Consider the following 12,777-nt stretch of genomic DNA (forward strand, 5'->3'; position numbering starts at 1 on the left):
TGGATCAGAGGATGGTTACAACCACCCCGACCACCAGCGCCTGGGCCGCGATCGCCAGCAGGCTGCTGGTCACGGTCTCGAGCATGCGCATGGTAGGGTCTCCGTGCCGGTGAAATAACCGGCAAGAGCGATATGGCGTTTGTATCGGCTCAACGCAATTTTGTAACAATCAATCGCGAATGCGTCCGGTGCATCCGGGATGGCGCGGGCGCCCGTCGTCATCACCCTCGCACTGGCGGGGATCCAGATCCTATCCCTCTCGGATGGCTGCCCCTTCTTGTGTCCCCGCGAAGGCGGGGACGCAGTACTGGGCTCCCGCCTTCGCGGGAGCACAAGAAGCGTCTCTCTGTCCGGTCCTGCCTTTACGGATTAGAGTCGACTTGATCCGGGTGACGGCGATGTTTCTCGAAGTCTCGCCGCCACGCTGTGACATCAGGCGAAGCAGCTACCTTCAAGCCCGCCCGAACACCCGTGCGAAGATCGTGTCGACATGCTTCAGATGATATCCGAGGTCGAACTTGTCCGCGATCTCCTCGCGCGACAGCGCAGCGGTTACTTCCGGGTCGTCCTGCAGCAGCGTCATCAGCGACAGCGCGCCGTCTGAATCCCACACCTTCATCGCATTACGCTGCACCAGCCGGTACGCATCCTCGCGGCTCACCCCCGCCTGGGTCAGCGCGAGCAGCACGCGCTGCGAGTGGACCAGCCCGCCCATCTTGTCCAAATTCTTCATCATGCGCTCGGGATAGACGACCAGCTTGTCCATCACCCCGGTCAGCCGCGCGAGCGCGAAATCGAGCGTGATCGTCGCGTCGGGGCCGATATAGCGCTCGACCGACGAATGGCTGATGTCGCGCTCGTGCCACAGCGCGACGTTCTCCAGCGCGGGCGTGACATAGCCGCGTACCATCCGTGCGAGCCCGGTGAGGTTCTCGGTCAGGACCGGATTGCGCTTGTGCGGCATCGCCGACGAGCCCTTCTGCCCCGGCGAGAAATACTCCTCCGCCTCCAGCACCTCGGTGCGTTGCAGGTGGCGGACCTCGGTCGCGAGGCGCTCGATGCAGCCCGCGATCACGCCCAAGGTCGCGAAGAACATCGCATGGCGATCGCGCGGGATCACCTGGGTCGATACCGGCTCGACCGTCAGCCCCAGCTTGGCGGCGACATGCTCCTCCACGAACGGATCGATGTTGGCGAAGGTGCCGACCGCGCCGGAGATCGCGCAGGTCGCGACGTCGGCGCGCGCCGCCACCAGCCGCGCCCGGCAGCGCGCGAACTCGGCATGCGCCTGCGCCATCTTCAGCCCGAAGGTGACCGGTTCGGCGTGGATGCCGTGGCTGCGCCCGATCGTCGGCGTCATCTTGTGCTCGCGCGCGCGGCGTTCGAGCACCACCATCAGCGCGTCGAGATCGGCGAGCAGCAGGTCGCTCGCGCGCGCCAGCTGCACCGACAGGCAGGTGTCGAGCACGTCCGAGGACGTCATCCCCTGGTGCATGAAGCGCGCTTCGGGGCCGACATGTTCGGCGACGTTGGTCAGGAACGCGATGACGTCGTGCTTGGTCTCGCGCTCGATCTCGTCGATCCGGTCGACCTCGAACGCGCCCTTCGCCCAGATCGCGGCGGCAGCTTCCTTCGGCACCACGCCCAGCTCGGCGAGCGCGTCGGTGGCGTGCGCCTCGATCTCGAACCAGATCCGGAATCGCGCCTCGGGCGTCCAGATCGCGACCATTTCGGGCCTCGAATAGCGGGGAATCATGCGCGCGCTCCGTTCACGTCGGGAAAGTCGCGCTGCCGTTAGCAGCGTGAACGGCGAGGTCCAACGGCCGGTGTGTGATCGAGGGCCCTTCCACCACCCCGGCGAGGGCCGGGGCCCAGGAGCGAAGGTAGAGGTAACGGAGCGCTGTCCGTCGTCACGAAGCCCTTCGTAGCTAGGCCCCGGCCTACGCCGGGGTGCAGGAAGATCAGATCAACCCCTGCGCCCTCAGGCTCACATGTCCGCCCGCGCCGATCACGATGTGATCGTGCACCGCGATCCCCAGCCGCTTGCCCGCCTCGACGATCGTCCGCGTGATCTCGATGTCGGCGCGGCTCGGCGAGGGATCGCCCGAGGGGTGGTTGTGGACCAGGATGATCGCGGCCGACCCGAGATCGATCGCGCGGCGAATCACCTCGCGAACGTGCACCGCGGCTTGGTCGATCGAGCCCTCGCTCACCTCGTCGCGGATCAGCATGTTCTTGGTGTTGAGGTGCAGCACCCGGAAGCGCTCGATCGCGTGGTGCGCCATGTCGGCGCGCAGATAGTCGAGCAGCGCCTGCCAGTTGGCGAGCACCGGCCGTTCCGCCACCTCGGCCTGGAGCAGCCGGATCGCCGCGGCGTGCGCGATCTTGATTGCGGCGATCGCGGTCTCGCCCATGCCCGGCACCCGCGCCAGCGCCGCCGCGTCGGCGGTGAGCACGCCGCCGATCCCGCCGAACTCGCGCAGCAGCGCCTTGGCGAGCGGCTTGGTGTCGCGGCGCGGAATCGCCAGCGCGAGCAGATATTCGACCAGCTCGTGATCGAGCAGCGCCCCCGCCTCGCCGCCAAGCAGTCGCCGTCGCAACCGGGCGCGGTGACCCGCGGTGTCGTCGACGCCGGGAGCGAGTCCGTCGAGCAAGGGAAGGGCAGCCATATAGGATAGTCTAGGGTCGCCAGCGCACGGCCGCAATTGCGTGGAAACCCCGCACCTGCCTATGGTCGGGCGATGTGGTGGCGAGCGTGAGCGTGACGGAAGACGGGGAAGCGCTCGCGATCCGCCCCGTCGGCCGGCGTCGCCGGCTGGTCGCGCGGCTGATCGCGCTGCTGCTGGTCGCGGCGCTGGTGGTGCTCTGGATCGTTCGCAAGCCGATCGCCGAACGCTATATCGATCGCGCGCTCGCCAGCAGCGGGGTTCCCGCCAGTTACGGCATCGCCGATCTCGGGCTCGGTCGTCAGCGGCTGACGAATGTCGTGATCGGCGACCCCGCGCATCCCGATCTCGTCGCCGACTGGATCGAGACCGACACCCAGGTCGGGTTCGGCGGCGCCTCGCTGGTCGGCGTGCGCGCGGGGCGGCTGCGGGTGCGCGGGCGGCTGGTCGACGGGCGCGTGTCGCTGGGTGCGATCGACCGGCTGCTGCCCGCCTCCTCGGGCAAGCCGTTTGCGCTGCCTGCGCTCGATCTCGACGTCGCGGACGGGCGGATGCGGCTCGAGACCCCCTATGGCGTGGTCGGCGTCGCGCTGGTGGGCAGGGGCCGGCTCGATCGTGGCTTCCGCGGCCGCGCCGCCGTGGTGAGCGCGCGGCTGGGGGCGGGCGATTGCGCGGCCGACCGGGTCGAGGCGGCACTCCGCGTCACCACCGCGCGCGGCGGCAGGATCGGGCTCGACGGTCCGCTCCGTGTCGCCTCGATCCGCTGCAAGGGCGTCGCCACCGCCGCGGTGCGCAGCGACCTGGACGCGACCTTGGTCACCGCCGACCGGCTCGGCTGGACGATCGCCAGCCGCCTCGCCGTCGCCGACCTGCGCGCGCCCGGCGCAACCGCCCGGTCGGTCGCCGGCACTATCGCCCTCCGCGGCGACGGCCGGGCGAGCAGCGGCCCCGTCGCCCTGACCGCGCGCACCATCCACGCCGGTCGCGTGCAGGTCGGCCGTGCTGCGCTCGACGGCGATCTCGCGCTAGGCGGCGGCGCGGTAGGCTATACCGGGCGGGCGTCGTTCGCCGAGGCGAACGCGACGGCGCTGCTGCCGGCGATCGCGGCATCGGCCGGCGCCGGCACCCCGTTGGCGCCGCTGATCCGCCGCTTTGCCGACGCAGCCCGGCGCACCGTGGGCGATGTCGCCGGTTCCGCCGTCATCGAGCTCTCTCCCGCCCGCGCGCTCGTCACGAGCCTCGTCGCGTCATCGGCCAGCGGTGCGCGCCTCGCGGAGAGCGGCAAGCTGGTCTGGCAGCGCGGCACGGGGGTGGCCTTCGACGGCACCGTCACGCTGGCAGGCGGCGACCTCCCTGCGATCGACGCGCACCTCGTCCGCACCGCCGACGGCACGCTGCGCGGGACCGCCACCGTCGCCCCCTACACCGCGGCCGAGTCGCGGCTCGCCTTGACCCCGGTCACCATCGCGATCGTCCCCGGCGGCACGACTCGCCTCGCGAGCACCGCGACCCTGTCCGGCCCGCTCGGCGACGGCCAAATCGACGGCCTCAGTCTGCCGCTGGAGGTGAGCGTCGCCCGCGACCTCGTCCGGATCAACCCCGCCTGCACGCCGCTCGGCTTCGATCGGCTCGTCGTGTCGGGGCTGACCCTGGACCCCGCCCGCGTGAAACTCTGCCCGACCCGCGGCGCGCTCGTCGAGTTCGCGGGTGGTCGCCTCGGTGGCGGCGCCACGCTCGGTGCGGTACGGCTCCGCGGTCGGCTCGGCACCACCCCGCTCGATGTCGCCGCGACCGGTGCCGATCTCCGCCTCGCCGATCGCGGCATCGCGGTGCGCGGCGTTGCGGCGAGGATCGGCGCGCCGGATCGCGTCACCCGGCTCGATTTCGGCATCGTCAGCGCGACCGTCGCGGGCGGCGCCGTCGCGGGCAAGTTCACCGGCGGCGGCGGGCAGATCGCCAACGTGCCGCTGCTGCTCGGCACTGCCGCCGGCGATTGGACGCTCGAGCGCGGCGTGCTCGCGCTGACCGGGGCGATGACCGTCAGCGACGCCGCCGCCGTGCCGCGCTTCCAGCCGCTCGCGGCCGAGGCGGTCTCGCTGCGGCTGAAGGACGGCGCGATCGCCGCCGCCGGCACGCTGTTCGAACCGAGCAGGCGGGTTAAGGTCGCCGACGTCGCGATCGATCACCGGCTCGCCACCGGTGTCGGCCGCGCCGCGATCACCGTGCCCGGAATCACCTTCGACAAGGCGTTCCAGCCCGAGCTGCTCACCCGGCTCACCTTCGGCGTGATCGCCGACGTCCGCGGTGCGGTGACGGGCCGCGGCGACCTCGCCTGGTCGCCCGCGGGGGTGACCTCGACCGGCATCTTCAGCACCGACGGTACCGATCTCGCCGCCGCGTTCGGCCCGGTTACGGGCATCGCCGGCACGATCCGCTTCACCGATCTGCTCGCGCTGCAGAGCGCGCCGGGGCAGGTCGCGACGATCGGCACGATCAATCCCGGCATCCCGGTGACCGACGGACGCGTTACGTACCAGACGCTGCCGAACAGCCGCGTCGCGGTGGCGGGCGCGCGCTGGCCGTTCGCTGGCGGCGTGCTGACGCTCGATCCGACGCTGCTGGATTTCTCCGCGGCCAGATCGCGGCGGATGACCTTCCGGATCGACGGCGCCGCGGCGGACAAGTTCCTCCAGCAGTTCGACTTCAAGAATCTCGACGCCACCGGCGTCTTCGACGGCGTCGTGCCGATGGTGTTCGACGACGCCGGCGGCCGGATCGAGAACGGCCGGCTGACGGTGCGCGCGGGCGGCGGCGGGCTCGCCTATGTCGGCGATCTCACCCAGAAGGATCTCGGCCTGTGGGGCAATCTGGCGTTCCAGGCGCTGAAGTCGCTCCGCTACCGCGATCTCGCGATCGTCATGAACGGCGCGCTCGCGGGCGAGATGATCACCGAAGTCCGCTTCGCCGGGATCAGCCAGGGGGCCGGCGCCAAGTCGAACTTCCTGGTCCGTCGGCTGCAGCGCTTGCCGTTCGTGTTCAACATCCGGATACGCGCCCCGTTTCGCGGGCTGCTCGATTCGGCGGCGTCGTTCTACGATCCCAGCCGGCTGATCCAGCGCAATCTGCCGCAACTGCTGGAACGACAGAACCGCCGCCCCGGCGTCGCGCCATCCACCGGTCAACCGCCCACCGGTCAATCGCCCACCAGTCAGCCGCCCGCCATTCAGGTCCCCGCCATTCAGCCCTCCGAAAGCGAGAAAATGCCATGACTGCAGGTTATGAGAAGCTCGAAAGGATCCTTGCCGTCGCCAAGACCGGCCTCGTCGCGCTCGGCCTGTCCGTCGCTACCGGTGGCTGCATCAACGTCACCGCGCCCGACAAGCCGATCGAGATCAATCTCAACATCAACGTGACGCAGGAAGTGGTGTATCGTCTCGACGGCGAGGCGAAATCGCTGATCCAGCAGAACCCGGGAATATTCTGATCATGACCCACCGCTTCACCCACAAGGCCTTTCTGGTCGCCGCCGCGGTCGCGCTCACCGGCGTCGCGGCGGTCGCCTATGCCCAGTCGCGCGATCCGGCCTATGCCGCGGCGCGCGCGGCGGGGCAGGTCGGCGAACAGCCCGACGGCTATCTCGGCGTCGTCGGCGGCGGCTCGCCCGCGGTCCGCTCGCTGGTCAACGACATCAACATCCGCCGCAAGGCAGCGTACACCCAGAGCGCGCAGGCGAGCGGCGCGACGGTGGAGCAATTCGCCTTCACCAGCGGCTGCAACCTGATCGCGCAGACCAAACCCGGCGAGATGTACAAGACGCCCGCAGGCGCGTGGGAAGCCCGCAGCGGCGCGCCCCAGCGCGATCCGCGGTGTGCGTGAGAGCGGCGATCACGACCAGTTCTTCTCCTCCCCTGCAAGGGGAGGTGGCTGGCGCCAGCCAGACGGAGGGGTGACCCCCTAACCGGAGCGGTGATCACCCCTCCGTCAGCCCTGCGGGCTGCCACCTCCCCTGCAAGGGGAGGACTGCCGATCATCAGATCCTGATCGGAAACGGCTCCACGGCACCAGCACCCGGTCGCTTCCGCACCCGAAACCCCTGTCCTACACCCGCCGCGCCTGTCAGCGTCGCCGCATGCGCAACTTCCGACTCGCCCCGCCGCGCCCGCACGAGACGCCATCCCCGCGGGCCGCGACCAACCTTCAACTTATTCAACATTCGCGGGTCCGGCCCGCTGCGGTTGACTTCGCTACCCCCGCTTTATAAACGCCGGGTCGCAACCGCAGGTCAGCCGCGGGCGCTTGTCGTCGCCGGGTCGTTTCCGGCGGCGTTTCTTTATCAGGATGATTTTGTTGGCCGACGACCGCCAGTCCGACCCCGCCGATCTCGACGCCCGCCTCGCGCGGGCGCAGTCGGCGCGTGTCGATGGCACCGCGCCGGTCAAGCCCGCCAAGGGCTATTCGCAGGGTTCGCGCGTCCTCGCGGAGCTGATCGGTGCGCCGATCGGCGGCGGCATCATCGGCTGGGCGCTCGATCGCTGGTTCGGCACCAGCCCGTGGCTGCTGCTGATCTTCCTGGCGCTCGCGGTGGTCGCGGCGTTCCGTAACATCTTCAAGATTTCGAAGGAGCGCGCAGAGTGAGCGCCGGCAGAATAGACCCGATGGAGCAGTTCATGGTCGAGCCCGTGCTCGGCCGTCACCTCACGATCGGCGGGTACGACGTCTCGTTCACCAACTCCGCGCTGTTCATGGTCGTCGTCTTCGTGCTGCTCGCGCTGTTCATGGCCGGCGGGATGAAGCGCCAGCTGATCCCCGGCCGGTGGCAGGTCGCCGCCGAATCGGTGATCGGGTTCATCGACAACATGGTCAACGTCAACATCGGCGCTGGCGGCAAGCGGTTCGCGCCGTACATCTTCTCGCTGTTCATGTTCATCCTGTTCGCGAACCTCGTCGGCGTGCTGCCGCTCGCGATCCTGCCGGGGCTGCACACCTTCGCGGTGACCAGCCACATCACCGTCACCGCGGTGTTGGCGTTCGTGTCGTTCGCGATCGTGCTGGCGGTCGGCTTTGCCAAGCACGGCCTCAAGTTCTTCTCGCTGTTCGTGCCGCACGGTGCGCCCGGCTGGCTGATGCCGGTGATCATCCCGGTCGAATTCGTCTCGTTCATGGTCCGCCCCTTTTCGCTGGGCCTGCGACTGTTCGTCGCGATGACCGCGGGGCACATCCTGCTCGAGGTGTTCGGCAGCTTCGTCGTTCAAGGGCTGAACGCCGGCGGGCCGCTCGGCGTCGTCGTCAGCGCGCTCAGCTTCGTGATGATCATCGGGGTCAGCGCGCTCGAGCTGCTGGTCTGCGCGATCCAGGCCTATGTGTTCGCGCTGCTCACCTCGCTCTACCTCCACGACGCGGTGCACCTGCACTAGGGTCGCGGCCATATTCCACTCGCAGATAATCAACGGAGCTTCACATGACTGATCTTGGTGCAATGTACATCGGTGCCGGCCTTGCGGCGATCGGCGTCGGCCTCGCCGCGCTCGGCGTCGGCAACGTCTTCGGTTCGTTCCTCGAAGGCGCGCTGCGCAACCCGGGTGCCGCCGACGGCCAGCAGGGTCGCCTGTTCATCGGCTTCGCGGCATCGGAGCTGCTCGGCCTGATCGCCTTCGTCGTCGCGATCCTCATCCTCTTCGTCGTCAAGTAAGCGCGGATCGCCGTCGATGCCTCAGCTTTCCCAGATAGCCGAAATCTACGCGTCACAGCTGTTCTGGCTCGTGATCGTGTTCGGCCTGATCTATTTCGGGATCGGCAAGGCGATGGTTCCCAGGATCGAGCGGACGATCGACGATCGTAACGCGCGCATCACCGGGGATCTCGCCGCGGCAACGACGGCCCGCGATGCGGCACGGGCGTCGGAGGAGGCCTATCAGAGCGGCCTCGATACCGCCCGGTCGCAGGCGGCGCAGACGGTCGGGGCGGCCAAGGCGCGCGCCACGGCTGCTGCGGAGACCAAGACCAAGGCGGGCGATGCCGCCGCGGCCGACCGCCTCCACGCGGCGACCACCGGCATCGCCACGTCCAAGGGCCGGGCGCTTGCCGAGATCGAGACCGCGACGATCGACGCGGTCGAGGCGATCGTCGCCAAGCTGTCGGGCGTCGTGCCCGATCGCGCGGTGGTCGAACAGAAGGTGAAGGCGGAACTCGCGCATGGTTGATGCCCACGCCAACGTAGCGGAGGCGGTCGCGGGCACCGCCGAGCTGCATCACGCGCCGACCGCGCTCGGCATTTCGGCGCCGGGCTGGGTCGCGCTGTCGATGCTGGTCGTGATCGCGATCCTGGTCTGGAAGAAGGTTCCCGCACTGGTCGGCCGGATGCTCGACCAGCGCATCGCGACGATCCGCACCGATCTCGACGAGGCGCGCAAGCTTCGCGCGGAGGCGGAGGCGATGCTCGCCGACGCCAAGGCGCGCAACGCCGCCAGCGCCGGTGACGCCGCGGCGATCGTCGCCCACGCCGAAGCCGAAGCCGCGGCAATGCTCGCAAAGGCCGAGGCGGACTCGACCGATCTCGTCGCCCGCCGCCAGAAGATGGCCGAAGACAAGATCGCCGCCGCCGAACGCGGGGCGATTGCCGAGGTCCGCGCCAAGGCGGCAGACGCCGCCGCTCGCGCCGCCGCCGCGATCATCGCCGACCAACACGGCGCCGTCGCCGACAAGGCCCTCGTCGACCGCACCATCGCCGGCCTCGGCCGCCCGAACTGAAGGCAGGGCGGGGGCGTAGCGCCCGCCGCCCATTGTGTCCCCGCGAAGGCGGGGACCCAGTACTGGGCTCCCGCCTTCGCGGGAGCACAAGCCACGGGGGCTCCGGCCGCTTATCTGGTGGAGCAATGATAAACTATCGGCGACATTGGTTCAATCCGGGAGGCCGTGCAGCCGCCCGAGGGTCAATCGACCATCGCGCCTGAACAGATCAAATACTTGAATGGCGGCGTGATCTTCTAAATAGTGCCCATGCGCACCAGTCAATCGACCGCAAAACTAAGTAGTAACCGCAGCCGTAACTAAGTGTCTGGACATAGCCACGACCATAACCGATCTCCGACAAGAACCCGGAGAGAAGAAATGATTCGTCGCTTAGCTTACGTGGCAACCCTTCTATTCATAATCTTGCAGCCGCAATCGGCCATTGCTGCGACATCGATACAGACGTACCGCTTCGTCGCGAACACCCAAGGCCCGATCTCCACCTTCGCCGGCACCGCCAGGTTGGAGATCGACGACGAGGACGCACTGAGCCGCGTTCTCGCCCTCGATCTCGAAACGCCCACGCAAGGCTTCACCGTCGCGGACACGATCCTGGCGACGGTTTTCGGTGGCCGCATCATCTTGTTACGATCGGTTACTGGCGGGGTTCTTGGCCCTTGGAAGGGCATCGACGGCTTTGTCTTGGGCTTCGACCGAGAAGATCTGACGCAGGGCATCTTCGGTTACACATTGGCCAGCGAGGCCGACAATGAAGAAGGCCATGGCTACAATCGGGTCACGGTAGACCTCGTCGCGGATGCCGTGCCGGAACCCGCGACCTGGGCGATGATGATCATCGGCTTCGTCGCGGTCGGCGCGGCGCTCCGTCGCCGGACGCCGCGCGCTGCCCTCGTCAGCGGATGACCGACGGCCCACCGAAGTCGAACCATCCACGGCGTTCGCCCGGCGTGCGGACGACGCGGCGGCTGGTGCCGAGCCCGCTGCTCGGCGCGACCACGGTGTCGCGGCGCTCCACCACGCGCTCCGTCACCGGGGCGACGACCGGTGCCGCTGCGACCGGCGGGGCGCTGGCGAGGCGGGCGTTCTCGCGCTCCAGCTCGGTGATCCTGCGGTTGGCGTCCGACACTCGGGCATCGCCGTCCTTGCGGACGCCCGCATGCGCGTCGCGTTCGGCAAGGTAGCGGTCCTTCCACTTACGCCCGCCCGGATGGCTCGCCAGCCCCAGCAACCAGCCGGCGACGAACAGGCAGATCAGTGCCGCGAATTGGGTCGGGGTGGTGAAGAGCATCGTCGAACCTCCTGTTACGGAGGCTCAACGACGTCGCGCGGTTTTGGGTCCGGATCAGTGCTTGAAGGCGTCGGAGATCGAGCAGGCCGCAGGCCCGAGGATGACGACGAACAGCACCGGCAGGATGAACAGGATCAACGGCACGGTCATGATCGCGGGCAGTCGCGCAGCCTTTTCCTCGGCCCGCATCATCCGTTCGTTGCGAAACTCGGCGGACAGCACGCGCAGGGCGGAGGCGAGCGGCGTGCCGTATTTTTCAGTCTGGATCATGGTCGTGACCACGCCCTTCACCGCGTCGAGCGACACGCGCATCGCCAAATTTTCGAACGCCTGCCGCCGTTCGGTGAGGAAGCCCAGTTCGATCGCGGTCAGCGTGAATTCGTCGCCGAGCTCGGGATAGGCGCGGCCCAGTTCGCGGGCGACGCGGTGGAACGCGGCGTCGACGGTCAGGCCTGCCTCGGCGCAGATCACCAGCAGATCGAGCGCATCGGGCAGCCCCTTGCGGATCGCGTCGGAGCGCTTCTGGATCTTGTTCTTCAGGTAGAAATCGGGCGCCTTGTACGACAGCAGGAAACTGATCGCGACGATCCCGTAACGCTTCAGCGGGCTGTAGTCCGCGAACATCGAGGTGCCGTAGACGAGGTATAGCATCAGGCCGCCGAACACGATCGGCAGCACCAACCGGCCGAAGATCACCGCGACCGCCCAATCCTTGGAACGGATGCCCGCCTGGAGCAGCTTGATCTGCGCGGCCTTCACCTGGCTGTCCTGCAGAACCTTCAGCGACGACAGCATCGTCCGCATCCGATCCGCGGTGTCGTTGCGCTGGACCAGCTTGGCGCGGCGCTTGGTCGATGCGGTGATGCCCGCCTTCAACTGTTCGCGACGATCGTTCAGCGCCTTTACCCGCTTCGCCATCGGATCGTGGACGGTCATGATCGCATAGATGGCGAGCAGCACCGCGAACGCCGCGACGCCCGACAACAGCGTCGCCACCCAGATTACATCGACCCCGAGGATCGTCGGTCCGGCCGTCTGGCCCATCATCCTACCTCAGATCTCGAAGTTGATCATGCGCGACATGATGAAGGCGCCGAGCGACATCCACACCATCCCGCCCATCCCCGCGACCATCAGCCGCTGATCGACGAAGAAGCCCTGCATGTAGTTGTCGTTGATCATCCAGATCATGCCGAAGACGATGAACGGCAGCGATCCGATGATGTAGGCCGATGCCTTGGATTCGGACGACATCGCCTTGATCTTGAGCTTCATCTGCCCGCGCTGACGAAGCACGTTGGCGAGATTGGCGAGTGTCTCGGCGAGGTTGCCGCCGGTCTCGCGCTGGATGGCGATGGTTATGACGAAGAACTGGAACTCGGGCGTGCCGAGCCGGTCCGCGGTATCCTGCAGCGCCGCGTCCATCGATCGGCCGATCTTCATCTTGTCGGATACCATCTTGAACTCGACGCCGACCGGCCCGTCGACTTCGTTGGCGACGACCGAGATCGTTTCGGTGATCGGCAGGCCGGAACGCAGTCCGCGCACCAGCAGCTCGATCGCGTCGGGGAACTTGGCGGTGAACTTGGCGATCCGGCGCTTGATCATGTAGCCGACGACGAAGTGCGGCAGCCCGGCGCCCACGAACAGGCCGAGGAAGATGCCGAGCAGCAGCGGCAGGCCCTTAAGCCACAGCAGCAGCGCGACGACGACGAGGATGCCGAGGCTCGCCATACCGTATTTGCCGACGGTCCACGGCTTGCCGGTCATCGCCAGGCGCTTCGCCAGCAGCGCGGGATTGGGGAGCAGGCGGCCGACCGCGAGATCGGCGGCGGTCTTGTGATTGGCCTTGATGCGCCGCATCTGCGCGTCGGTGACGACGACGCCCTCGACGTGGCGCGCCCGCACCGCGGTCAGGCGACGGGTCTGCGCACGGGCCGGCGAGGGGCCGGCGACCGCGAACATGATAATCCCCAGCACCGCGAGCGCGCCGGTCGACATCAGCAGGAGCGACATCAGGGTCATCGGGCCACATTGTCTCCGGTCTTGGCGCCCAAGGGAGGCACGGCGGGG

The 12,777-nt window shown here is 68.2% G+C and carries 13 protein-coding genes and 1 pseudogene; 9 read left to right on the forward strand and 5 right to left on the reverse strand.

Annotation, left to right across the window (positions count from 1 at the left end; genetic code table 11):
• Positions 1 to 451: 451 nt before the first annotated feature.
• Both purB and radC read right to left on the reverse strand, forming a co-directional pair.
• Positions 452 to 1,756, reverse strand: a complete 1,305-nt coding sequence (gene purB, locus ACT009_RS15680; RefSeq protein WP_445191990.1) for an adenylosuccinate lyase — start codon at positions 1,754 to 1,756, stop codon at positions 452 to 454.
• Positions 1,757 to 1,961: 205 nt separating this feature from the next.
• On the reverse strand, positions 1,962 to 2,669 hold the full coding sequence (gene radC, locus ACT009_RS15685; RefSeq protein ID WP_445191991.1) for a RadC family protein: 708 nt from the start codon (positions 2,667 to 2,669) through the stop codon (positions 1,962 to 1,964).
• Between the two features lie 86 nt (positions 2,670 to 2,755).
• On the opposite strand from radC, the gene ACT009_RS15690 reads away from it, so the two are divergent.
• The 9 genes and pseudogenes from ACT009_RS15690 to ACT009_RS15730 form a co-directional block, all read left to right on the forward strand.
• The gene (locus ACT009_RS15690; RefSeq protein ID WP_445191992.1) at positions 2,756 to 5,935 is read left to right on the forward strand and encodes an intermembrane phospholipid transport protein YdbH family protein; all 3,180 of its coding nucleotides are present in this window, start codon (positions 2,756 to 2,758) and stop codon (positions 5,933 to 5,935) included.
• Positions 5,932 to 6,150 carry a YnbE family lipoprotein gene (locus ACT009_RS15695; protein ID WP_445191993.1) on the forward strand — a complete coding sequence of 73 codons (219 nt, stop codon included), beginning with the start codon at positions 5,932 to 5,934 and terminating at the stop codon, positions 6,148 to 6,150. Before ACT009_RS15690 ends, ACT009_RS15695 begins: the two co-directional genes overlap by 4 nt.
• Positions 6,151 to 6,152: 2 nt before the next feature.
• A complete protein-coding gene (locus ACT009_RS15700) occupies positions 6,153 to 6,542 on the forward strand; it encodes a YdbL family protein (protein ID WP_445191994.1) in 390 nt (129 codons plus the stop codon).
• 462 nt (positions 6,543 to 7,004) lie between these two features.
• Entirely contained in the window at positions 7,005 to 7,301 is a 297-nt protein-coding gene (locus tag ACT009_RS15705) for an AtpZ/AtpI family protein (protein ID WP_445191995.1), read from the forward strand.
• Positions 7,302 to 7,321: 20 nt separating this feature from the next.
• On the forward strand, positions 7,322 to 8,080 hold the full coding sequence (locus ACT009_RS15710) for a F0F1 ATP synthase subunit A (RefSeq protein WP_445194120.1): 759 nt from the start codon (positions 7,322 to 7,324) through the stop codon (positions 8,078 to 8,080).
• A 62-nt stretch (positions 8,081 to 8,142) separates the two neighbouring features.
• A complete protein-coding gene (locus ACT009_RS15715; protein WP_010164404.1) occupies positions 8,143 to 8,355 on the forward strand; it encodes a F0F1 ATP synthase subunit C in 213 nt (70 codons plus the stop codon).
• Positions 8,356 to 8,371: 16 nt separating this feature from the next.
• Entirely contained in the window at positions 8,372 to 8,866 is a 495-nt protein-coding gene (locus ACT009_RS15720; RefSeq protein WP_445191996.1) for a F0F1 ATP synthase subunit B family protein, read from the forward strand.
• Complete coding sequence (locus ACT009_RS15725; RefSeq protein ID WP_445191997.1) at positions 8,859 to 9,413, forward strand: F0F1 ATP synthase subunit B family protein; 555 nt, start codon at positions 8,859 to 8,861, stop codon at positions 9,411 to 9,413. The genes ACT009_RS15720 and ACT009_RS15725 overlap by 8 nt, the downstream gene beginning before the upstream one ends.
• Positions 9,414 to 10,211: 798 nt before the next feature.
• Positions 10,212 to 10,319: pseudogene (locus ACT009_RS15730) on the forward strand (PEPxxWA-CTERM sorting domain-containing protein); the annotation flags it as partial.
• On the opposite strand, the gene ACT009_RS15735 reads toward ACT009_RS15730, so the two are convergent.
• From ACT009_RS15735 to ACT009_RS15745, 3 genes are read right to left on the reverse strand one after another with little or no spacing between them, the layout of a single operon-like run.
• Positions 10,309 to 10,704 (reverse strand): hypothetical protein, encoded by a 396-nt coding sequence (locus tag ACT009_RS15735; RefSeq protein WP_445191998.1) that lies wholly within the window; start codon positions 10,702 to 10,704, stop codon positions 10,309 to 10,311. The pseudogene ACT009_RS15730 and the gene ACT009_RS15735 sit on opposite strands and share 11 nt — an antisense overlap.
• Positions 10,705 to 10,758: 54 nt before the next feature.
• Positions 10,759 to 11,751, reverse strand: a complete 993-nt coding sequence (locus ACT009_RS15740) for a type II secretion system F family protein (RefSeq protein ID WP_445191999.1) — start codon at positions 11,749 to 11,751, stop codon at positions 10,759 to 10,761.
• Positions 11,752 to 11,757: 6 nt separating this feature from the next.
• The gene (locus tag ACT009_RS15745; protein ID WP_445192000.1) at positions 11,758 to 12,729 is read right to left on the reverse strand and encodes a type II secretion system F family protein; all 972 of its coding nucleotides are present in this window, start codon (positions 12,727 to 12,729) and stop codon (positions 11,758 to 11,760) included.
• Between the last annotated feature and the right edge of the window lie 48 nt (positions 12,730 to 12,777).

The organism is Sphingomonas sp. Tas61C01, assembly GCF_052567495.1.

Coding starts and splice junctions, on each gene's coding strand:
- purB (WP_445191990.1), bottom strand. CDS start 1,756: ATGATTCCCCGCTATTCGAGGCCCGAAATGGTCGCGATCTGGACGCCC.
- radC (WP_445191991.1), bottom strand. CDS start 2,669: ATGGCTGCCCTTCCCTTGCTCGACGGACTCGCTCCCGGCGTCGACGAC.
- ACT009_RS15695 (WP_445191993.1), top strand. CDS start 5,932: ATGACTGCAGGTTATGAGAAGCTCGAAAGGATCCTTGCCGTCGCCAAG.
- ACT009_RS15700 (WP_445191994.1), top strand. CDS start 6,153: ATGACCCACCGCTTCACCCACAAGGCCTTTCTGGTCGCCGCCGCGGTC.
- ACT009_RS15705 (WP_445191995.1), top strand. CDS start 7,005: ATGATTTTGTTGGCCGACGACCGCCAGTCCGACCCCGCCGATCTCGAC.
- ACT009_RS15710 (WP_445194120.1), top strand. CDS start 7,322: ATGGAGCAGTTCATGGTCGAGCCCGTGCTCGGCCGTCACCTCACGATC.
- ACT009_RS15715 (WP_010164404.1), top strand. CDS start 8,143: ATGTACATCGGTGCCGGCCTTGCGGCGATCGGCGTCGGCCTCGCCGCG.
- ACT009_RS15720 (WP_445191996.1), top strand. CDS start 8,372: ATGCCTCAGCTTTCCCAGATAGCCGAAATCTACGCGTCACAGCTGTTC.
- ACT009_RS15725 (WP_445191997.1), top strand. CDS start 8,859: ATGGTTGATGCCCACGCCAACGTAGCGGAGGCGGTCGCGGGCACCGCC.
- ACT009_RS15735 (WP_445191998.1), bottom strand. CDS start 10,704: ATGCTCTTCACCACCCCGACCCAATTCGCGGCACTGATCTGCCTGTTC.
- ACT009_RS15740 (WP_445191999.1), bottom strand. CDS start 11,751: ATGATGGGCCAGACGGCCGGACCGACGATCCTCGGGGTCGATGTAATC.
- ACT009_RS15745 (WP_445192000.1), bottom strand. CDS start 12,729: ATGACCCTGATGTCGCTCCTGCTGATGTCGACCGGCGCGCTCGCGGTG.